The organism is Methylobacterium sp. Leaf112 (assembly GCF_001423295.1).
Classification (GTDB): domain Bacteria; phylum Pseudomonadota; class Alphaproteobacteria; order Rhizobiales; family Beijerinckiaceae; genus Methylobacterium.
Genome location: NZ_LMNG01000033.1, coordinates 1 through 19,416, shown reverse-complemented (window position 1 = coordinate 19,416; position 19,416 = coordinate 1). Strand labels below are relative to the sequence as shown.

The following is a 19,416-nucleotide window of genomic DNA, read 5'->3' as shown; positions in this document are numbered from 1 at the left end:
GGTTGTGCGAAATAATCACCTTGGGTTGATGGCCGTCCATGACTGCAACCACGCCGAACGAAGCCGACCGTCTGGCCGATCTTCGTGCACTCGCCCTCGTCGGGACGCCGCCGGAGCCGCATTTCGATGCCGTCTGCCGGACGGCTCAGGCACTGTTCGGCGTTCCGATCTGCCTCGTCACCCTCGTCGAGGAACACGAGCAGTGGTTCAAGGCCAAGTGCGGTCTGGCCCTGGAAGGCACGTCGCGCGCGGTGTCTTTCTGCAGTCATGCCATCCTCTCGGACGCGGTCATGGTGGTCGAAGACGCGGAGAACGACCCTCGATTCGCCTCGAATCCCCTCGTCACGGGCGCGCCGCATATCCGTTTCTACGCGGGCGCCCCACTGATCCTGCGACCGGGAGTCCGGGTCGGCACCCTGTGCCTGATCGGCACGAAGGCTCGGGCCCTCACCGATGCGGAGGCACGTCAACTCGAGGATCTGGCGCGCGTCGTCGTGGCTCACCTGCGCCTCCGCGGCGCCTTGCGGGCCGGAGAAGCCGCCGCCGAGCAACGTGCCCTCGATGTCGCCGCCCGCAGGAACGCCGAGCAGGCGGCGGCCGAGAGCGAGGCGCGCTACCGTGAAGCCCTGGACTCGACCCACGATGCCATCCTGGGCCAACTCGTCGAGGGGGTCATCGTCACCGACGGCAACGGCCGCATCACCCTCGTCAACGAAGCAGCGGGCAGGATTCTCGGGACGGTCCATCTCGACGTGACGCCCGATCAGTACAGCGACGCCTACCGCGTCTTCACCGAGGACGGTGCGCCCTACGATTCGCAGAACCTGCCCCTGGCACGTGCCGTCCGGGGCGAGACGGTCCTGGATGCCCGCTGGCGGGTCCGGCGGCCGGACGACACCGAAGTGCTGGGCATCGGCAGCGCCCGGCCGCTGCTGACCCGTGACGGACGGCAGATCGGCGCCGTCATGACGCTTCGGGACGACACCGCGCGCGATGCCGCCGAGCGGGCGCTTCGGGCGAGCGAGACGGAGCTGCGCGGATTGAACGCCACCCTGAGCGAGCGGGTCGCCGCCCGGACGCATGATGCCGAAACGGCCAAGCGGGCGGCCGAGCGGGCGAGCCTCGCCAAGACCGAGTTCCTGGCCTCCATGAGCCATGAGATCCGGACGCCCCTGAATGCGATCATCGGCTTCACCGACGTGATGATCGCCTCGGATCGGCTTCCCCCGGACCTCCGGCACCAGGCCGAACTCGTACGCACCTCCGGGTCGGCGTTGCTGACGATCGTCAATGACATCCTGGACTTCTCGAAGGTCGAGGCCGGAGCCGTCGTGCTGGACCGGCAGGCTTTCGATCCACGGGTGCTGATCGACAACTGCCTCAGCATCGTTCGAGGCTCCGCGGACCAGAAAGGCCTGGATGTCAGGGCGATGATCGACTCCGCTTTGCCCCCAAGCCTGAACGGAGACCAGGCGCGCCTCCGGCAGGTCCTGCTGAACCTCCTGAACAACGCGATCAAGTTCACGGCGCACGGCTCCGTGACACTCAATGCCCAGTACGAGGGTACCGGGGAAACCGGCGAGCGCCTGCGCTTCAGCGTGGAGGATACGGGGATCGGCATCGCCCGCGCGAAGCAGGATCGCCTGTTTCAGCGCTTCTCGCAGATCGACGGCTCCATCGAGCGGAACTTCGGTGGGAGCGGCCTCGGCCTTGCCATCTGCAAGCAGCTGGTCGACCTCATGGGCGGCGAGATCGGCGTCCGCTCCGAGGAGGGCATGGGTGCAAGGTTCTGGTTCGCCCTGACACTGCCGCTCGGGACCGGCGAACCGTCGGCGCCGCGCGCCAGTTGCCCCCCCATCGCGCAGCGGCCCGGGCGGATCCTCCTCGTGGAGGACAACCGGATCAACCAGGACCTCGCCCGGGCGGTCCTCGAGGTCGCGGGCCATGCCGTCGAGATCGTTGCGGACGGAGCCTCCGCCATCCGCGCCGTGGCCGAAGGGTGCTACGATCTGATCCTGATGGACGTGCAGATGCCGGGTATGGATGGCATGACGGCGACCCGGCACATCCGTGCGCTCGGGGCCGAAGCGACCACGATCCCCATCCTGGCGATGACCGCCAACGTGCTGCCGGACCAGATCCGGATGTTCCGGGCAGCCGGCATGGACGATCACGTGGGAAAGCCCTTCGCCCGGGCGGACCTCTATCGCATCATCGATCAGTGGCTGTCGCGGGCGCCGGCCCGGACGACCCGATCCGACCCGCTTGCCACGGGCGTCGATCGGAGCGGCGAGGATTTGAGCCTGCTCGACCGAAGCGCCTACGACGCCATGATCGGCGTGATCGGCCGTGGGCCCGTCCACGACGCCCTGGGGATGCTCGCCGAGGAACTGGACGCGCGCTTCACCACGGCCGGGGAGACCGCGGCGGACCGGGATCAGCTGCGCTTCGAAGCGCATACCTGTGTGTCGTCCGCCGGCACGCTGGGTTTCCTCGCGCTCTCGAATGCCTGCCATGCCGTGGAGCTCTGCAGCGAGCAACGGATCGCCAGCGAAGGATCGGCGGTCTTCCAGGACCTGTTGGACGAAGCCCGTGGTCTGGCCCGGAGATCGGCGAGGCATGCCTTGCGGGTGGCGGCCCAGCCGCCAAGCCACGCGTCGGTCCATGCGGGTGTCGAGCGTCGCAACTGACGCCGATGCGCTTCACGCAGCGACGGAATCCGGTCCCGACGGCGCCGGTACCCGCATCCGCTCGGTGATCGCCGCCAGGGTGTCGGTGGTCAGGATTTCGATGGTCGCCAGGGTCTCGGCGTCGGGCGGGACACCGCCCGAGCGGGCGTCCTCCTCCAGGACGGCAAGGCGTGCCGCCAGGGCCCGGCCGCCGATGTTGAGGCTCATGGACTTGAGGCTGTGGGCCGCACTGGCGAGCGCGGGCGCGTCGCCCGCCGCGCAAGCCGCCGCGATCTCCGCCAGGGCGACGGGGGCGTGCTCGGCGTAGAGGGCGACGATGCGCTCGGCGAACCCGCTGCCGGCGGATAGTGCCATTTCGACGAGGCCGTTCACCACCTCGTCGTCGAGGAGGCCATCGGGCTCGGCACCGGGGTCATCGGGCGCGATTGCATCGCAACCCATCCCAGCGGGATCGAGAACGCGCGACAGCATCGCGGCGAGGGCCGCCAGGGTGAAGGGTTTGGTCAGGGTCCCGTCCATGCCGGCGTCGCGCCAGGCCTCGGCCGCCGCGCCGATCACGTGGGCGGTGAGCGCCACGATGGGGATGCGCCGGCCGGACGAAGCCTCTTCGGCCCGGATCGCGCGGGCGGCGTCGTAGCCGTCGAGCACCGGCATGCTGCCGTCCATGAGGACGAGATCGAACGCCTGCGCGCGGCACGCCTCCACGGCCTCGCGCCCGTCGACCACCGTGACGATCCGCGTGATGCCGCAGCGTGCCAGGGCCGCGCAGGCGACCTCGCGGTTGACGGCGCTGTCGTCGGCCACCAGCACCCGCGCGCCGGGGAACTGCGCCAGGGCGGCACCGGCGAGCGCGGTCCGCGCCGCTGCGGCGAAGGGGGCGCCGCTGGCCAGGGCGCCGAGGGCCCGGTCCCATTCGTCCTGGACCACGGGCCAGCGGAGGAGGTCGTCGGCGAAGCCCGCCCCCAGCACCGTGCCGGCGGCCGGATCGCCCATGCGGGCGATGGCGAGCACCCGGCCCGTCGCCGACGGACGGCGACCGAGGGCGACGAGATCGGCCGCATCGGCGATCCAGTGGGCGGTCGCGGCCTGCGGCGCATCGGCGGCGACCGGCACGAAGCCGGCCGCGACCAGGCGCTCGCACAGGCTCGCGACGCTGGCGGCGCCCGCATGCGCCACGACGACGAATGCCGGGGTGCCGTCGGCGCGCCGATCTGCCCTAACCGCATCGTCCACGGCCTCCAGGGGGAGTTCGGCCCAGAAGGTCGAGCCCTCGCCCAGGACGCTGTCGACCCCCATGGTGCCGCCCATGGCCAGCGCGAGGCGGTGGGCGATGGAGAGGCCGAGGCCGGTGCCGCCGAAGCGGCGTGTGGTGGATTGGTCGGCCTGCGAGAAGGCCGAGAAGATGGTGCCGACCTTCGACGCGGGAATGCCGATCCCGGTGTCGCGCACGCTGAGGCGCAGGCGGTCCGGGCCGACCCGTTCGAGGCGCACCAGCACGTGGCCTTGCGGCGTGAATTTCAGGGCGTTGTTGACGAAGTTCGAGAGGATCTGCCCCAGGCGCACGGGATCGCCGACGATCTGACGGGGCACGTCGGGCGCGATGAAGGCCGCGAGATCGAGGTTCGCTTCGCGGGCCTTCTCGGCGAACAGCGACACCACCGTATCGACGATCTCGGCGGGCGCGAGTGCGATGCGCTCGAGGTCGATCTTGCCGGCCTCGACCTTCGCGAAATCGAGGATGTCGTTGATGATGGCCAGCAGATTCTGGCCCGAACGGGCGATGACCTCGGCGTAGCGCTTCTGCCGGTCGGGCAGGTCGGCGGCGGCGAGCAGTTCCGCCATCACCAGCATGCCGTTCAGGGGCGTGCGGATCTCGTGGCTCATGGTGGCGAGGAAGGACGATTTCGCGCCGTTGGCGGCTTCGGCCGCCTCCTTGGCCTCGTGCAGGTCGGCCGTGCGCGCGGCGATGTCGCTTTCCAGGCGCTCCATGTGGCGGGCGAGGCGGTCGCCGCGCTCGCGCACGGTGGCCAGCAGGGTGTTGAAGGTGCGGGCCAGCACGCCGACCTCGTCGTCGCGCACGATGCGGGCGACCTCGCCGTAATCCTCGGCCGCGCGGACCCGGTCCATGGTGGCGGCGAGTTCGGCGATGGGCTGTGTGATGGAGCGGTGCAGGCCGTACGAGACGGCGAGGCCGAGGGCCAGCGCCAGGGCCGAGGCCAGAGCCGACGCCTTCAGGATCGTGAGGAGCCGGTCGATCAGGTCGGTGGTGTCGGCGACGAGCACGAGGGTGCCGACGGTGAGGCCGGCATGCAGGATCGCGACGCGCACCTGCGCGGTCCGGCTGCCGAGCAGCCACAGGGGCGAGCCGCCGGCATCGAGGTCGATGTCGCTGTCGAGGCGGATGGCGAGCCCCTGGTCCGCCAGGGTCGAGCCGTCCGGGCGCTCGATGCCCGCGTAGACGAGGTCGGGCCGGCGGGCGATGGCGCTGAGCGTGCGCGTCGCCTCCGCGGCATCGCCCTCGGAGACGGCCCGGGCGCTCGACGCGGCGAAGACCTGCGCGATGGTCGAGAGGGCGTCGCGCTTGGCCTCAGCGTAGCGATGGACCTCCTGCCACAGGTTGAACGCCGCCGCCGCCGCGAGGGCGAGGGCGACGGACGCGAACACCGCCAGCGCCAGCCGCCCCGCGAGGGAGCGGAACACGGGCAGGCGCCGGGCGGGCGCATGCGGCACGGTCACTGCGACAGCTCCGTGTTGGCCGAACTCGGGCCGACGCCCCGGGGCACCGGAACGTCGGTGGCGCCGTACCGGGCGTTGAGGACGAGGTTGGGGCCGTCGTACAGGTTGATGAGCCGGGCGATGATCACCGTGTAGGCGGATTGATCGGCCACCGGCCTCTTCGAATCGATGATGAGCCGACCCGAGGGCAGGTAGATGGTGCCGAGCAGGGTCCGCGCCTCGTCGCTGATAATGCGGTATTCGCGCAACGGCAGCGGCCCGCCGGGCGGCGGCTTCGGCTTGCCCTTGCCGCCCAGCGGCGGCGGGAGTTCCACCACGAGGCCGACCACACCCGTGGCGAGACTGCCGACGCCGTTGACGACGCCGCCGACGCCCCCGAGGAGGGAGCCGACGAGGGAGCTGGACACGGCCTCGGCGACGAGGTTCCGCTCCTCGAAGAACAGCAATCCGCGCATGGGCTCTTCCTTGGGCGCGGTGAGGCTGATGACGCTCTTCTCGTCGAACAGCAGGCCCGCCCGCGGGCCGGTGAAGTAGAAGCCGACGTTGACCCCCTCCAGGGAGCTCTTCTTGTCGACCACCAGGGGCCCGTCCTTCATCACGTAGACCCCCGGCCGGAGCGTCACCGTCGCGCCCTTGGTGATGTGGAGGCCGCCGCAATAGGTTCCCGGATTCAGGGTCGCCACGGTGGTGACGATGTTCTTGCCGTAGGCCGGATTGTCGGGGTCCTCGACGTACTTCTTCGGGTTGAGCAGGCTCCCGAGGTCGAGGCACGGCTCGATCCTCGGAGCCGGGAGGTGCGCGAGGGGGTCGCGCATGACCGGACAGCCCGTGGCGGGCTGGGGTGAGAAGTTCGCCCGGCCGGCATAGCCGCCGGCCGAGCAGATCGAGATGGCCTGCGCCACGGCGGCGTTCTCGCCCTGGATGCCGGCGGGATTGATCGAGTTCGAGTAGAGCGAGCAATCCGAGGCGGTGATCCGCGCGGCACTCTCGAGGTGGAACGCGCCCATGGACAGGCCGTCCAGGGCGAGGAGGCACAGGCGGGTGGTGCCGGCGAGCTTGGCCGTCGACTGGACCCGGACGTCCAGGCTCGGCAGGTTCAGGAGCCGGCCGAGGGTGAGGACGATGGTCTCCGAGAGGGTGACGCGCACGCCGGAATGCGTACCCACCACCTCCGCCGCCGCCGCGACGGGACGCTGATTCCCGGCCTGGGCGCGGGCCATGGCGATGGCGGTGCGGACCGCGCTGGCATCGTCGGTGTTGGCGAGCTTGAACTGGTTGACGCCCGCGATGGCGCCGCTGTCGGCCGCGCGCTGGAGCTCGGACCGGCGCTTGACCAGGGACCCGTATTCCACGGCCGCGGCGCTCATCCCCGTCACGACGGGAAGCAGCAGCGCGAAGATCAACACGATGCCGCCGCGCTTGTCCCTGGCGAATTCGGCGAACGACCGGCTCATCTTTCAGCTCCCATGCCTAGGAATGGGCACGGACCGGTTGAGATTGAATAAACCTCGCGAAGTTGCGCCGCCGAGGCGAGACAACTTCGAACATCTATCCTGATAAATTTTAAGGTTATCGGATAACGAACACGTTATCGTCGGCGGATCGATGCTGGCGCACACGGTGAATTAACCGCCGCCATGCGATCCCGTTGCGAGCGTGTCGCCGTCGCGCCGCGCGAAGGTTCCCCTCACGCCCGTGTTTCCGCCCGCCGCTCATCGCCGAACACGAAGCTGCGCGGCTCCGGATGCAACGGAGGCCGGGCACGCGGGCGAGACACGTCCCATCGGGGCGCATCGGCGAGTCCGGGGTCTGGCCGGGCGGTTGCGCCGGGACACGGGCGGGGCCGCGGCCGTCGAGTTCGCCGTGGTGATCGTCCCGCTCTTCGTGGTCATTCTGTTCGTCCTCGAGAACGCCCTCGTGCACTGGATCACGGCCTCCCTCGACAACGGCCTCGACAGCGCGATGCGGCAATTCTACGTCCGCGCCGACGGCTCGGGCGGCTCGCCCCTCGACGGGGTCCGCACGGAGCTGTGCCGGCAGGTCGCTCCCTTCGTGAAATGCGACGCCCTCAAGGTCGATGTCGCTGCCTACGACAGCTTCGCCAGCGTCGACCGCGCCTCTCCGGTCGATGCCGCCACGAAGGACTGGCGGCCGGGCTTCGGGACCCAGCACGGGTGCCTGCTGAAGGGCAGCGTCGTCGTGGTCCAGGCGGCGCTGGCCCAGCACACGTTCCAGCCCTTCGGGATCGCCCCGGGCCAGTTCCGAGACGGCAGCCGCCTCATCAATGCGGCGGCGGTGATCCAGCTCGAAGGCAATTCCCCCGTCGCGAGCGGATGCTGAGCCGGGCCGCACGGAGCGCAGCGCGTCGCCTCGCCGGGCAACGCGACGGCGTGGCCATCGTCGAGTTCGCCCTCCTGATCCCGGTCCTGCTGCTGCTCTACTTCGGCACCGTCGAGATCACCAACGTCCTGCGCCACGCGCGCAAGCTCGACATCCTGTCCCGCACCATCGGCGATACCCTTTCCCAGCGCACCCGTCCGACCTCGGCGGAGGTCGAGGACATCTTCCGGGCGGCCGCCATCGTTCTCGCGCCCTACGCCGCCGACGGGGTCCGCATCACCATCAGCGCCGTCGGCGTCCCCGGCGGCACCGAGCCCGGGCCCCTGCGGGTGTGCTCGAGCGCGGCGGCGTCCGGTTCGCCCCTGCGCGCGCCCGAGGCCCCGGCGCCGGTGAGCGACGCCGAGGCGACCCAGCCCGCCGGCACCCGGCTCATCCTCGTCGAGATCACCAGCACCTACCGGCCAGTCTCGGGGCCGGGCGTGTTCCGGGACGCGGTGTCGGGCCTCGACCTCGTGCGCAAGACCCTGTGGCCCGTGCGCTACGGCCGGCGCTACGCCAGCGAAAGCCCCGAGATCGTGCTGCCGGGTGGGCTGCCCTGTCCGCCCTGAGGCCCGTCCGGTGAAGCGAAATGGCGCCGGCCGGAAGATTTCATTCACCCTGTGGCACGCGACGGGCAGCCAAGACGGCGCCGATAGTCCAGAAAACGAGCGCGGCCGCACGGCACGGCGGGGGCTCGGCCCCCGGGCGTACGATGGCGGTCCGGGATCTCAAGGCCACGCGATGTTCGTTCTCGTCCTCGACGACGCCCCCCTGAACAACATGCTGATGGCCGAGGCCATCCGGACGATTCCGGACTGCACCGTGCGCGACTTCACGCGGCCGGCGGACGCCCTGGCCTTCGTCGCCGCCAATGCCGACGCCATCGGGCTGGCGATCTCGGATTACGACATGCCGGGCATGAACGGCGTCGCGTTCATCCGCGCCGCCCGCGCCGTGCCGGGCTTCGAGCACGTTCCGGTGGTGATGGTGACGAGCCTCGACCAGCGCAGCCTGCGCCGGGAGGCCCTGGAGGCCGGCGCCACGGATTTCCTGGCCAAGCCCTTCGACCCCATCGAGATCCGCGCGCGGGTGTCGAACCTGCTCGCCCTCAACCGCGCCCGCATCGGAGAACGGGAGCGCGCCGCTTGGCTCGACCGCGAGGTCAAGGCGGCCACCGCCCTCATCGCCGCCCGCGAGCGCGAGATCGTACTGATGCTGATGAAGGCCGCCGAGCATCGCGACAACGAGACCGGCAACCACGTCGCGCGGGTGGCCGGGCTCGTCGCCCTCATCGCCCGCGGCCTCGACCTGCCCGACGCCGAGGTCGAGCAGCTCAGCCTCGCCTCGACCATGCACGACGTCGGCAAGATCAGCGTGCCGGACACCATCCTGCTGAAACCCGGCCCCCTGACGCCCGAAGAGCGCACCGAGATGGAGCGCCACGCCGAGCGCGGCCGGCGCATCCTCGAGGGTTCGTCGTCCCTCCTCATGCAGCGCGCCGCCGAGATCGCCGCCACGCATCACGAGCGCTGGGACGGCAGCGGCTACCCGGCGGGCCTCGCGGGCGAGGCGATTCCCCTGTCGGGCCGCATCGTCGCCGTCGCCGACGTGTTCGACGCCCTCACCTCCGACCGGCCCTACAAGAAGGCCTGGAGCGAGCGGGAAGCCCTCAACCACATCCTGGCCAACGCGGGCTCGCATTTCGACCCGGCCTGCGTCGCGGCCTTCGCCCGGATGCTGCCGAAGGGCGGGACGCCGGCCTGATCCCGTCCCCGGTTGGCGCCCGGCGGCCCGACGACCTATCTCCCGGCCGGACACGCACACGGGAGAGCCCCTTTGACACACGAATCCGGCGGCCCGCCGCAGATGCACGCGACGACGATCCTGATGGTGCGCAAGGGCGGGCGCGTCGTCATCGGCGGCGACGGTCAGGTCAGCCTCGGCCAGACCATCGTGAAGGGCAACGCCCGCAAGGTGCGGCGGCTGGCCAAGGGCGCGGTGATCGGCGGCTTCGCCGGCGCCACGGCCGACGCCTTCACGCTGTTCGAACGGCTGGAAGCCAAGCTCGAACAGTATCCGGGCCAGCTCACCCGCGCCTGCGTCGAGCTCACCAAGGATTGGCGCACGGACCGCTACCTGCGCCGCCTCGAAGCCATGATGCTGGTCGCCGACCGCGAGGTCAGCCTGCTGCTCTCGGGGTCCGGCGATGTCCTCGAGCCGGAGCACGGCGTCATGGCCATCGGTTCGGGTGGCAACTACGCCCTTGCCGCCGCCCGCGCCCTCGAAGATGGACAGCACGACGCAGAAACCATCGTCCGGCGGGCGATGGGGATCGCGGCCGAAATCTGCGTCTACACGAATCACAGTCTCGTCATCGAGGCTTTGGATGCATGATCGACTGAGCGAAGTCTCGTACGATTAACGAACCTTTCCGAAAATCCCCCCAAACTGACGGGAAAAGCTGTTCTGGGGAGTCGAAGATCATGCGGATCAGGGCGAAGATTCTGGCGTTCGTCATCGCCTGCAGCGCGGTGACGCTTCTCGTGGCGGGCGTCGGGGTCTTCACCCTGCGGGCGTTCGACACCGCCATCGAGCAGGGGCGTCTCGCGACCCAACGCGCCCTCGACGCCGCCCGGCTCAACCGCCACGTGACCACCATCGCCCTCGAGTCCCGTGGGATCTACGCCGCCAAGGACACCGCCGATGCGGTGAAATACGCCGCGCGCCTGCGCCAGAACCTCACGGACATGAACGCGGTCCTGGCGGCCTGGCCGGCCCGCCTCACGCCGGCCGAGGAGGCGCTGTTCGCCAGGGTGGCCGAAGGGGCCGCCGCCTTCACGCCGCTGCGCCTCGAGACCGCGCGCCTCGGCACCGAGGTCTCGCCGAAGGCCGCCGCCGACCAGGGCTTCACGGAAGCGAACCGCGCCAATCGGCAGGCCTACCAGGACAGCATCGACGCCCTGGTGGCCGACAGCCTGTCCCGCCTCACCGCCATCGAGCGCGCCACCGACAGCCTCTACGATCAGCGCATCGTGCTCCTCGTCGCCCTCGCGATCGGTGGGCCCCTCGCCTGCCTGCTCATCGGCGTCGGCGTCGGCAACAGCCAGATCGCCCGCCCCCTGGTGGGCGTCGCCGCCGCGATCCGGCGCCTGTCCGAAGGCGATCACCAGCTCGCCGCCATGACGCCGCGCCGCGACGAGATCGGCGACATCCAGCGCAGCATGGCGGTGTTCGCCACCGCCATGCGGCAGGCCGAGACCCTGCGGATCGATGGGGACCGGGCCTCCACGGATGCGAGCGCGCGGCGCCGGGCCGATCGGGTCGACCTCGCCGATCGGTTCCAGGGCAGCGTCGGCGGCCTCGTCGGCACCCTGTCGGGGGCGGCCGCCGCTCTGGAGGAGACCGCCCGGACGATGGCCCGCAACGCCGAGCACGCCGACGCCCAGTCGAGCGCCGTCATGCAGGCGGCCAATGCCACCGCCCTCAACGTCCAGGCGGTGGCGGCGGCGACCGAGGAACTCGCCGCCACCGCCGACGCCATCGGCCAGCAGGTGGCGCACACCTCGGCCGCCGCCGCCGGCGCCGTGGAGAGCGCCCGGCGCACCCATGCGCGGGTCGACGTGCTTGCCGGCAGCGCCGCCCGCATCGGCGATGTCGTTGCCCTGATCTCGAACATCGCCGGCCAGACCAATCTTCTCGCCCTCAACGCCACCATCGAGGCGGCCCGTGCCGGCGAGGCCGGGCGCGGCTTCGCCGTGGTCGCCGCCGAGGTGAAGGACCTGGCGTCCCAGACCGCCCAGGCGACACAGGAGATCACCGCCCAGATCGCCACGATCCAGGCCGCGACCCGCGAGACCGTCGAGGCCATCGCGGAGATCGGGACCACCATCGGCAGCGTCCACGGCATCGCCCAGGGGGTGGCCGCCGCCGTCGAGGAGCAGCAGACCGCCACCCAGGCCATCGCCCGCAGCATCTCCGACGCCGCCCACGGCACACAGGAGGTGACCCGGACCATGGGGCAGGTGCGCGCCGCCGCGGCCGAAGTCGGCACGGGCGCGGCCCGGGTCCTCGGCGCGGCGGCCGAACTCGCGCGCCAGACCACCACCCTCGACGGCGAGGTCACGGGCTTCGTCGGCACCATCCGGGCGGCCTGACCCCGCGTCCGGGCGGCGTGAGCCCGCGTCCGGGCGGCGTGAGCCCGGCCGCACCCTGGTAAGGCAGCCCCGGCGCGCTTAAGTCGGCAGCGTGGAACAGCCCCCGACCGCCTCCGCCCTCGCCCTCCCGGGCGACGGCCCGCTGCCGAATCATGCGGTGCTCCTGCGCGCCGGGGTGGCACGCGGGATCATCACCGACGATCAGGCCTTGGCCCTCGACCGATTGGCGCGCGAGGACGTCGCCGCCCAGGACGAGCCCCGCGACGACGAGCGCCTGCGCTTCGTCACGGGGTTCGCCGATATCTTTGTGACCCTTGGCCTCGTACTGTTCTTCGGCACCACCGGTTATCTCGGGATAGATCGGCTGGGGCCGGTCGGCGGTTACGGTCTAGTCGCCCTCGAGGCCTGGGTGCTCGCGGAGTTCTTCACGCGACGCAGACGCATGGCCTTGCCGAGCATCGTCCTACTCGTGGTCTTCGCACTGGCGACCTATAACGCCGCCGGCTTCGCACTGGTCGATCCGGATACGGAGGCCTCACGGGGGACGACGTTGTTCGATCTCGTGTTTCGCGGTCATCCGGAAGCGCGGCCGTTGATTGGTGCCGGCCTCGTCACGCTGCTTCTCGTGGGGCTGCATTACTGGCGCTTCAGGGTGCCCATCACCATCGCGGCGGGAACGGCGGCCCTGATCGGCCTGCTGCTTGGTCTCGTCGCCGCCGTCGATCCGTTCTTCGCCTACGACCGGCTGCCCTGGCTCCTGAGTGCCGCGGGCCTCGGGACCTTTGCGCTAGCGATGCGTTTCGACCTGTCGGATCCCCGGCGGTTGACGCGCCGGACCGACATCGCCTTCTGGCTCCACCTCCTTGCGGCCCCGATGATCGTCCATCCGGTACTCAGCGCTGTCGCGAAGGGTAACACCTCACAAGTCGGCTTGGCCTTTCCAATTCTCGCCGTCGTCCTTGGGTTAGCCTGCGTTGCCCTCGTGACGGACCGGCGGGCGATTCTCGTGTCGAGCCTGGTCTATGCCGGCCTTTCGTTCGACGCCCTCCTGCGTGAGATCGGAATCACGGGCAACGTTCTGCCCTTGGCGCTCCTCGCCCTCGGCACCTTCATCCTTCTTCTGAGCGCCGGCTGGCATCCCCTGCGGGCCCGAATCCTGCGCGCCCTCCCCCGCCCCTGGGCAGCCCGGCTGCCGCACCCGATCGGAGCGTGATGACCAGTTTCTCCCCCCGCGAGATCGTTTCGGAACTCGATCGCTTCATCGTCGGCCAGGCCGACGCCAAGCGCGCCGTCGCCATCGCGCTGCGCAACCGCTGGCGCCGCCAGCAATTGACCGGTCCTTTGCGCGAAGAGGTCGCGCCGAAGAATATCCTGATGATCGGCCCCACCGGCTGCGGCAAGACCGAGATCGCCCGCCGCCTCGCGCGCCTGGCCGGCGCGCCGTTCCTCAAGATCGAGGCCACGAAGTTCACCGAGGTCGGCTATGTCGGCCGCGACGTGGAGCAGATCGTGCGCGACCTCGTCGAGGTCGGCATCGGCCTGAAGCGCGAGGAGAAGCGCCGCGCCGTGAAGGCCAAGGCCGAGGCGGCGGCCGAGGGCCGCATCCTCGATGCCCTGGTCGGCCCTACCTCCGGTCAGGCCACCCGCAACAGCTTCCGCAAGAAGCTGCGGGCGAGCGAACTCGACGACAAGGAGGTCGAGATCGAACTCAGCGGCAACCCGTCCGGCGGCCTGCCGATGTTCGAGATCCCGGGCATGCCGGGTGCGTCCATGGGCGCGGTCAACCTCGGCGACATGCTCGGCAAGGCGCTCGGCGGCCAGAAGGGCAAGCCCCGGCGGATGACCGTGAAGGAGGCCTACGCGCCCCTGCTGGCCGAGGAATCCGACAAGCTCGTCGACACCGAATCCCTCACCCAGGAGGCGATCCGCGAGGTCGAGGACAACGGCATCGTCTTCCTCGACGAGATCGACAAGATCTGCGCCAAGGAGGGTCGCTCGTCCGCCGACGTGTCCCGCGAGGGCGTGCAGCGCGATCTGCTGCCGTTGATCGAGGGGACCACGGTGGCGACGAAGCACGGGCCGGTGAAGACCGACCACATCCTGTTCATCGCCAGCGGCGCCTTCCACGTCTCGAAGCCGTCCGACCTCCTGCCGGAATTGCAAGGGCGCCTGCCGATCCGCGTCGAGCTGCAGCCCCTCACGGTGGAGGACTTCAAGCAGATCCTCACCACCACGGAGGCGAGCCTGCTGAAGCAGACCGTGGCGCTGATGCAGACCGAGGGCGTGACCCTCGAATTCAGCGACGACGCGGTGGATGCCCTGGCCAAGGTCGCGGTGGACGTGAACAACTCGGTGGAGAACATCGGCGCCCGCCGCCTCCAGACGGTGCTGGAGCGCGTCATCGACGAAATCTCGTTCACCGCCACCGACCGGTCCGGCGAGACCGTGCCCATCGACGCCGCCTACGTCCGCGCGCGGGTCGAGAGCCTGGCGGCGAATGCGGACCTGAGCCGGTTCATCCTGTGAGGCGGTAGGGCGTCAGCCGGTTCATCCTGTGAGGCAGCAGGGCGTCAGCCGGTTCGTCCTGTAAGGTGGCAGGGCGTCAGCCCTGCCAGACCTCGCCCGGCCGGAACGCCCGGAAGCGCTCCGGCGCGATCCCGTTCTCGGCGCACGCCACCGCCAGGGCCTCGACGGGTTGCTCGATCCCCTCGTCGGTGAGCTGGAAGCTCCCCCAATGGTGGCCGATCATCTGGTCGGCGCCGAGGAGCAGGCCGGCCGCCACCGCCTCGGCGGGGTCCATGTGCTGGTCGCGCATGAACCAGCGCGGCTCGTAGGCGCCGATGGGCAGGGTGGCGAGGCGCGGCGGCCCGAACCGGGTGCGGGCCTCGGCGAAGATCGCCCCGCCGCGAAATCCGGTGTCGCCCGAATGGTAGTGCACGCCCACCGGCGTCGTCAGCACGAACGAGCACCACAAAGCCATGCGCTTGTCGTTGAGCCCGCGCGCCGACCAGTGATTGGCCGGCGTGACATGCACCGTGAGGCCGCCGCCGAGGTCGATCGCTTCGCCCCAGTCGCGGGTCTCCACATGCATGGTGTCGTCGTAGGCCCGCAGGATCGCGTCGTTGCCCAGCGGCGCCAGGATGAGCGGCTGATGCGCCTGCCACAGGCGCGCGACGGTGGGGCCGTCGAGGTGGTCGTAGTGGTTGTGGGTGATCAGGACCACGTCGATGGGCGGGAGATCGGCATAGGCGATGCCGGGCGGGTTGACGCGCTTGGGGCCCGCGAACCGCACCGGGCTGGCCCGGTTCGCGTAGACCGGGTCGACCAGGATGTTGCGCCCCGCCACCTGGAACAGGTAGCTTGCGTGCCCGATGAGGGTGACGCGCAGTCCCGCGAACCGCTCGGGCGGCCGGTCTCGGAACGGGCTCGGATGGTGCTTCGGCCACAGGGCCCGCACCGGACTGTCGATGCCGCGCCGGCGGCGCCAGCGGGCGATGTCCGAGAGATCCTTGTCGGCGGGCTGGTCCGGCCCGTGGAAGCGCAGGCCGTCGAAATGATCGCTCTTCGGCCCCCGGTAATACGGGTTGCGCGTGCGCTTGTGCGCCGCATAGCCGACGCCCCCGAGGGTCATCACCGTGGCGGCGCTGAGGGCCGTGATCAGATCGTTGCGCTTCATCCACCCGAGATGGCTGGTGCACGCGGCCGTTCAAGCGGCCACGCTGCGGTTCAGGAGCGCCAGCGCAGTTCCTGCGTCGCCAGAGGATTGTGGAACGGCCGGCCCTCGCGGGCGGCGGCGAGGGCCTCGCGCTTCAGGCGGAAGTACCATTGCGAGGGCAGATCGCCCTGGCCGAACAGCACCATGGTGGGCTTCCGGTCGAGGCCGGCTTGGGCATGCTGGAGCACCTGCTGGTCCTGGGTCAGGAACTGGCGCATCAGCGGGCGGGCCACGGGCTTCAGCAGGTTCAGCGCCGGCATGTTCCAGTACAGGGCGTTGGTCAGCAGGGTGCGGTTGTGGGTGAGCGGCGTGGCGAAGGTGTAGTTCGCCACGCGCTTGGCCCCCGCCACGATCCGCTCCAGCCGCACGCCGGGCAGGCGGAACTCGATCTCCACCGCCGGGGCGCCGCCGAGCAGCCGATAGACCGGCGAACTCGTGGTGGTGGCGTGGCTCGTCATGGTGAAGCCGTGCGGCGTCGGCGTGAAGGTCTTCACCTTCTCGCGCAGTTCCTTCGACGGGCGGAACCACCAGGAATCGTGCACGAACGCGACGTGGCCGGGATCGACGAGACTCAAGGTGGTGAGATCGAACGAGGCCTCGACCACGAGTTCGATGACGACACGGCCGGCGGCCTCGAACCCGAGTTCGGGCAGGGCCGGCACGTCGGTGCCGGACGGGCTCCCAAGATACGAATTGACCCAGGCGAAGCCCGCGCTCTCGCGGACGGGGAAGCGCTGCACCGCGATTCTCGAAAAATCGGCGGCGTCGGAGGAGGACAGGGTCGGCACGTCGCGGCAGCGCCCGTCGGTGCCGAAGCGCCAGCCGTGGAACGGGCAAGTCAGGGCGCCGCCGTCGAAGCGGCCCTTCGACAGGGCCATGCCGCGGTGGGGGCAGCGATCCCGGAGTGCGAAGGCGGCTCCGGCGGTGTCACGGCCGAGGACGATCTGCTCGCCGTTGAGTTCCACCGCCTTGAGGCTGCCGGGCTTCAGACCGTCGGAGCGAGCGACGCAGTACCACGCGTCGCCGAGCGGTTGACGCATGGCATCGGGATCGAGGGCGGCCTCGTCGGGCGCCGGAGCGCGCGGGCTGGGGCTGGCGGACATGGCGGGTTCCGGGCACGCCCTCCCGGGCGGGTGCCAGCGTCTTAGACTTGGGGCCTCGCCGTGGCCAGTCGACTTCAAGTCCACCTCGGCCCGCCCGGGTCTGGAGGGGAGCGGCGGAAGGGCGCAACCGGGGCCCTTTTCAAACCCCGATCCGACCCCTACCTTGCCCTCAGTCGCAACGAACGAAAGGAGGTGATCCAGTGTCTCATTGTCATCAGCCGCTCTCCCCGGCCACCCTGACCTGGACCGTCGCCTCCGGCGCTGCCTACTAGCGCCTCGGCGGGAAGAACAAGGGATCGGCCGGACAACGAGTGGTCCGGCAATGGAAGGCCCGCCCCGAAAGGGGCGGGCCTTCGGCCTGTCTGGCGCGCCTGCGGCCTGCCTGAAGACGAGCCTGCGGCTTTGCCTTGGATGTCGGTTCAGCGACGCTGGAACAAGGGCTGGGCCAGGGTCTCGGCCCGGGCCATCCAGAGATCCCGCTCCGAGCGGGCCTGAGCGAGCTCCTCGGCGTTAGCGTTGATCTTGGTGCGCATCTCGCGCATTTCGCTGGCGGCGGCGGCCGTGAGGGCCTTGAGCTGATCGCGCTCGGCGCGGACCTCGTCGAGGGCCTGCATTTCGGATTCGACATGGCCACGCAGGCCCCGCAGCTCGTCCGCCAGGACTGCCTGGAGGCTGTCGTAGCGCTCGAACTCGACCTTCAGCTTGGCCTTCAGCATCAGGTTCTCGGCCATCAGGTCCGAGAGATCGGTCTCAGAATCGACGAGGGGCGCCGGCGTCGCCGCGCTCGGTGCGACGACGCGGGGGGTCCAGGCCGGGGCCTCGGCCTGCGGCTCGGCCACCTCTTCGACGGGCTGCGGCATGCCGGGGGGGCGCGAGGCCTGCGCCGCCTGGGTGGCCGTCACCGCCTTCATCGCGGCGAGCCAATCCCGGAGCGGACCCGGCTGGGGACGACCCGGCTGATCGTTGGGCGGGAATTGGCGGGCGGGTTCCGACATCGGATGTGTCCTCGGCTTTCGCGAGCATCCGATCAAAATATGCTTAACGAAGTGTGAAATTCGGCGCGCGAACCGTTACGGGCAGCTCGGATGCTTGGGGTGGCACCCGGCGAATGCCGGGATGGTCGTCGCGCTGTCCGGAACAGGGTATCGAGGCCTCCCCGTCGCCGGAGCCAACGACCATGTTCCTCGAAGCCCCAGAATTGCGGGCCCTGCCGGGCCTGCGCCACGCCTTCTTCACCCGGGAGGGCGGCGTCTCGGACGGGCTCTACGCCTCCCTCAACGGCGGCCTCGGCTCGGCCGACGATCCGGCGCGTGTCACCGAGAACCGGTCCCGGATGTGCACGGCTCTTGGCGTGGCCCCGGAGAACCTCGCCAGCCTGTATCAGGTTCATTCCGCGAAGGCCGTGGTGGTGGAGGCCCCCATTCCCCACGCGACGCGGCCGCAGGCCGACGCCATGGTGACGCGGGTGCGCGGCCTCGCGCTCGGAATCGCCACGGCCGATTGCGGACCGGTCCTGTTCGCCGACGCGGAGAATGGCGTCGTCGGCGCCGCCCATGCCGGCTGGAAAGGCGCTCTCACGGGCGTGATCGAGGCGACGGTCCAGGGCATGGAAGGGTTGGGCGCGCGCCGGTCCGGCATCGTCGCCGTGCTCGGGCCGACGATCGCGCAGGCCGCCTACGAGGTCGGCCCCGACTTCATCGCGCGCTTCCGGGTCGAAGCCCCCGGATGCGAAGCGTTCCTGGGTGCCGGAGAACGGCCCGACCACGCGCAGTTCGATCTGCCGGGGTTCATCGCCGCCCGCCTGGCCGAGGCCGGCATCGTCCAGGCCTCCAGTCTCGGGCTCTGCACCTATGCCGACGCGGAGCGCTTCTACAGCTTCCGCCGCGCGACCCACCGCCACGAGGCCGATTACGGCCGGCTGATCTCGGCCATCACCCTCGTCTGATCACCTTGGGGCGAGGTGCGACAATCTGGCAGAACTTTTGATGCAACGAATCGCGTCGAGGGCTGAACCTTGGCCATTGGCGCGCGTTAGCCCGGCGAGTTACCAGAAGATCGAGGCGGGCACTGCCACAATGGGGCCGCCTTCCCGGCAAGCGACGTGTTCGCAAAGCCACAGCTTCTTCCGGTCGACTGGACTAAAGACGGGGAACTGCACCGGATGCATCCAAAAGGAGCGGCGGGGCGAATTGGTAGAGGACCATACTATGAAATCCATTCTTCGCGGCGCCACCGCGCTCGCCGGCATCCTGATCGCCGGTTCGTCTTTCGCCGCCGACCTTCCGCGCCGCGCGGCTCCGCCGGTGTTCGTGCCGGTGCCGGTGTTCACCTGGACGGGCTTCTACGCCGGTTTCAACGCCGGTTACGGCTTCGAGCTTCCGCGCCGCGCGGCTCCGCCGGTGTTCGTGCCGGTGCCGGTGTTCACCTGGACGGGCTTCTACGCCGGTTTCAACGCCGGTTACGGCTTCGACGCTTCCAGCAACAGCGCCCCGACCGTCATCGGCGTGAACGGCGCCAGCACCCTGGTCCGTCCGGGCACCACCCAGGCGATCGCCTTCGGCAACGGCCGCAGCAACGACGGCTTCGTCGGCGGTGGTCAGATCGGCTACACTTCGTCGGCGGTGGTCAGATCGGCTACA

General features: G+C 70.2%; 14 protein-coding genes and 1 pseudogene. 10 read left to right on the top strand and 5 right to left on the bottom strand.

The genetic code is table 11. The features are described from left to right. Window positions 1-38 precede the first annotated feature (38 nt). On the top strand, window positions 39-2,690 hold the full coding sequence (locus ASF52_RS19580; protein ID WP_056175758.1) for an ATP-binding protein: 2,652 nt from the start codon (window positions 39-41) through the stop codon (window positions 2,688-2,690). Between the two features lie 12 nt (window positions 2,691-2,702). On the opposite strand, the gene ASF52_RS19575 is transcribed toward ASF52_RS19580, so the two are convergent. After that, the gene (locus ASF52_RS19575) at window positions 2,703-5,426 is read right to left on the bottom strand and encodes a hybrid sensor histidine kinase/response regulator (RefSeq protein ID WP_244473875.1); all 2,724 of its coding nucleotides are present in this window, start codon (window positions 5,424-5,426) and stop codon (window positions 2,703-2,705) included. Continuing rightward, window positions 5,423-6,880, bottom strand: coding sequence for a TadE/TadG family type IV pilus assembly protein (locus ASF52_RS19570; protein WP_056175756.1), 1,458 nt, complete (start codon window positions 6,878-6,880; stop codon window positions 5,423-5,425). Before ASF52_RS19570 ends, ASF52_RS19575 begins: the two co-directional genes overlap by 4 nt. Before the next feature lie 367 nt (window positions 6,881-7,247). Between ASF52_RS19570 and ASF52_RS22755 the strand changes: the two genes are divergently transcribed. The 7 genes from ASF52_RS22755 (at window position 7,248) to hslU (ending at window position 14,485) form a co-directional block, all read left to right on the top strand. Next, window positions 7,248-7,766, top strand: a complete 519-nt coding sequence (locus tag ASF52_RS22755; RefSeq protein ID WP_056175753.1) for a TadE/TadG family type IV pilus assembly protein — start codon at window positions 7,248-7,250, stop codon at window positions 7,764-7,766. Continuing rightward, a complete protein-coding gene (locus tag ASF52_RS22245; RefSeq protein ID WP_056175749.1) occupies window positions 7,760-8,374 on the top strand; it encodes a TadE/TadG family type IV pilus assembly protein in 615 nt (204 codons plus the stop codon). The genes ASF52_RS22755 and ASF52_RS22245 overlap by 7 nt, the downstream gene beginning before the upstream one ends. A 172-nt stretch (window positions 8,375-8,546) precedes the next feature. Next, window positions 8,547-9,569, top strand: a complete 1,023-nt coding sequence (locus ASF52_RS19555) for an HD-GYP domain-containing protein (RefSeq protein ID WP_056175746.1) — start codon at window positions 8,547-8,549, stop codon at window positions 9,567-9,569. Between the two features lie 102 nt (window positions 9,570-9,671). Next, window positions 9,672-10,199, top strand: a complete 528-nt coding sequence (gene hslV, locus ASF52_RS19550) for an ATP-dependent protease subunit HslV (protein ID WP_056175741.1) — start codon at window positions 9,672-9,674, stop codon at window positions 10,197-10,199. An 89-nt stretch (window positions 10,200-10,288) separates the two neighbouring features. Further along, the gene (locus ASF52_RS19545; protein ID WP_056175739.1) at window positions 10,289-11,959 is read left to right on the top strand and encodes a methyl-accepting chemotaxis protein; all 1,671 of its coding nucleotides are present in this window, start codon (window positions 10,289-10,291) and stop codon (window positions 11,957-11,959) included. 91 nt (window positions 11,960-12,050) lie between these two features. Next, window positions 12,051-13,172 (top strand): hypothetical protein, encoded by a 1,122-nt coding sequence (locus ASF52_RS19540; RefSeq protein WP_244473874.1) that lies wholly within the window; start codon window positions 12,051-12,053, stop codon window positions 13,170-13,172. Beyond that, a complete protein-coding gene (gene hslU / locus ASF52_RS19535; RefSeq protein WP_056175735.1) occupies window positions 13,172-14,485 on the top strand; it encodes an ATP-dependent protease ATPase subunit HslU in 1,314 nt (437 codons plus the stop codon). Before ASF52_RS19540 ends, hslU begins: the two co-directional genes overlap by 1 nt. A gap of 76 nt (window positions 14,486-14,561) precedes the next feature. Here the strand turns inward: hslU and ASF52_RS19530 are convergent, their stop codons facing one another. The 3 genes from ASF52_RS19530 to ASF52_RS19520 form a co-directional block, all read right to left on the bottom strand. Then, window positions 14,562-15,635, bottom strand: a complete 1,074-nt coding sequence (locus ASF52_RS19530) for an MBL fold metallo-hydrolase (RefSeq protein ID WP_056175732.1) — start codon at window positions 15,633-15,635, stop codon at window positions 14,562-14,564. 50 nt (window positions 15,636-15,685) lie between these two features. Then, the gene (locus ASF52_RS19525; protein WP_056175729.1) at window positions 15,686-16,777 is read right to left on the bottom strand and encodes an aromatic ring-hydroxylating oxygenase subunit alpha; all 1,092 of its coding nucleotides are present in this window, start codon (window positions 16,775-16,777) and stop codon (window positions 15,686-15,688) included. Window positions 16,778-17,196: 419 nt separating this feature from the next. After that, complete coding sequence (locus tag ASF52_RS19520) at window positions 17,197-17,772, bottom strand: hypothetical protein (protein WP_082515404.1); 576 nt, start codon at window positions 17,770-17,772, stop codon at window positions 17,197-17,199. Window positions 17,773-17,954: 182 nt separating this feature from the next. Between ASF52_RS19520 and pgeF the strand changes: the two genes are divergently transcribed. Then, the gene (gene pgeF / locus ASF52_RS19515) at window positions 17,955-18,722 is read left to right on the top strand and encodes a peptidoglycan editing factor PgeF (protein ID WP_056175726.1); all 768 of its coding nucleotides are present in this window, start codon (window positions 17,955-17,957) and stop codon (window positions 18,720-18,722) included. Window positions 18,723-18,984: 262 nt separating this feature from the next. Beyond that, a pseudogene (locus tag ASF52_RS19510) lies at window positions 18,985-19,416 on the top strand (hypothetical protein); the annotation flags it as partial.

Excerpts from the sequence above, each read along its gene's own strand:
- ASF52_RS19525 (WP_056175729.1), bottom strand. The coding sequence starts at position 16,777 with ATGTCCGCCAGCCCCAGCCCGCGCGCTCCGGCGCCCGACGAGGCCGCC.
- ASF52_RS19570 (WP_056175756.1), bottom strand. The coding sequence starts at position 6,880 with ATGAGCCGGTCGTTCGCCGAATTCGCCAGGGACAAGCGCGGCGGCATC.
- hslU (WP_056175735.1), top strand. The coding sequence starts at position 13,172 with ATGACCAGTTTCTCCCCCCGCGAGATCGTTTCGGAACTCGATCGCTTC.
- ASF52_RS19520 (WP_082515404.1), bottom strand. The coding sequence starts at position 17,772 with ATGTCGGAACCCGCCCGCCAATTCCCGCCCAACGATCAGCCGGGTCGT.
- ASF52_RS19530 (WP_056175732.1), bottom strand. The coding sequence starts at position 15,635 with ATGAAGCGCAACGATCTGATCACGGCCCTCAGCGCCGCCACGGTGATG.
- ASF52_RS19555 (WP_056175746.1), top strand. The coding sequence starts at position 8,547 with ATGTTCGTTCTCGTCCTCGACGACGCCCCCCTGAACAACATGCTGATG.
- hslV (WP_056175741.1), top strand. The coding sequence starts at position 9,672 with ATGCACGCGACGACGATCCTGATGGTGCGCAAGGGCGGGCGCGTCGTC.
- ASF52_RS19580 (WP_056175758.1), top strand. The coding sequence starts at position 39 with ATGACTGCAACCACGCCGAACGAAGCCGACCGTCTGGCCGATCTTCGT.
- ASF52_RS22245 (WP_056175749.1), top strand. The coding sequence starts at position 7,760 with ATGCTGAGCCGGGCCGCACGGAGCGCAGCGCGTCGCCTCGCCGGGCAA.
- ASF52_RS19545 (WP_056175739.1), top strand. The coding sequence starts at position 10,289 with ATGCGGATCAGGGCGAAGATTCTGGCGTTCGTCATCGCCTGCAGCGCG.
- pgeF (WP_056175726.1), top strand. The coding sequence starts at position 17,955 with ATGTTCCTCGAAGCCCCAGAATTGCGGGCCCTGCCGGGCCTGCGCCAC.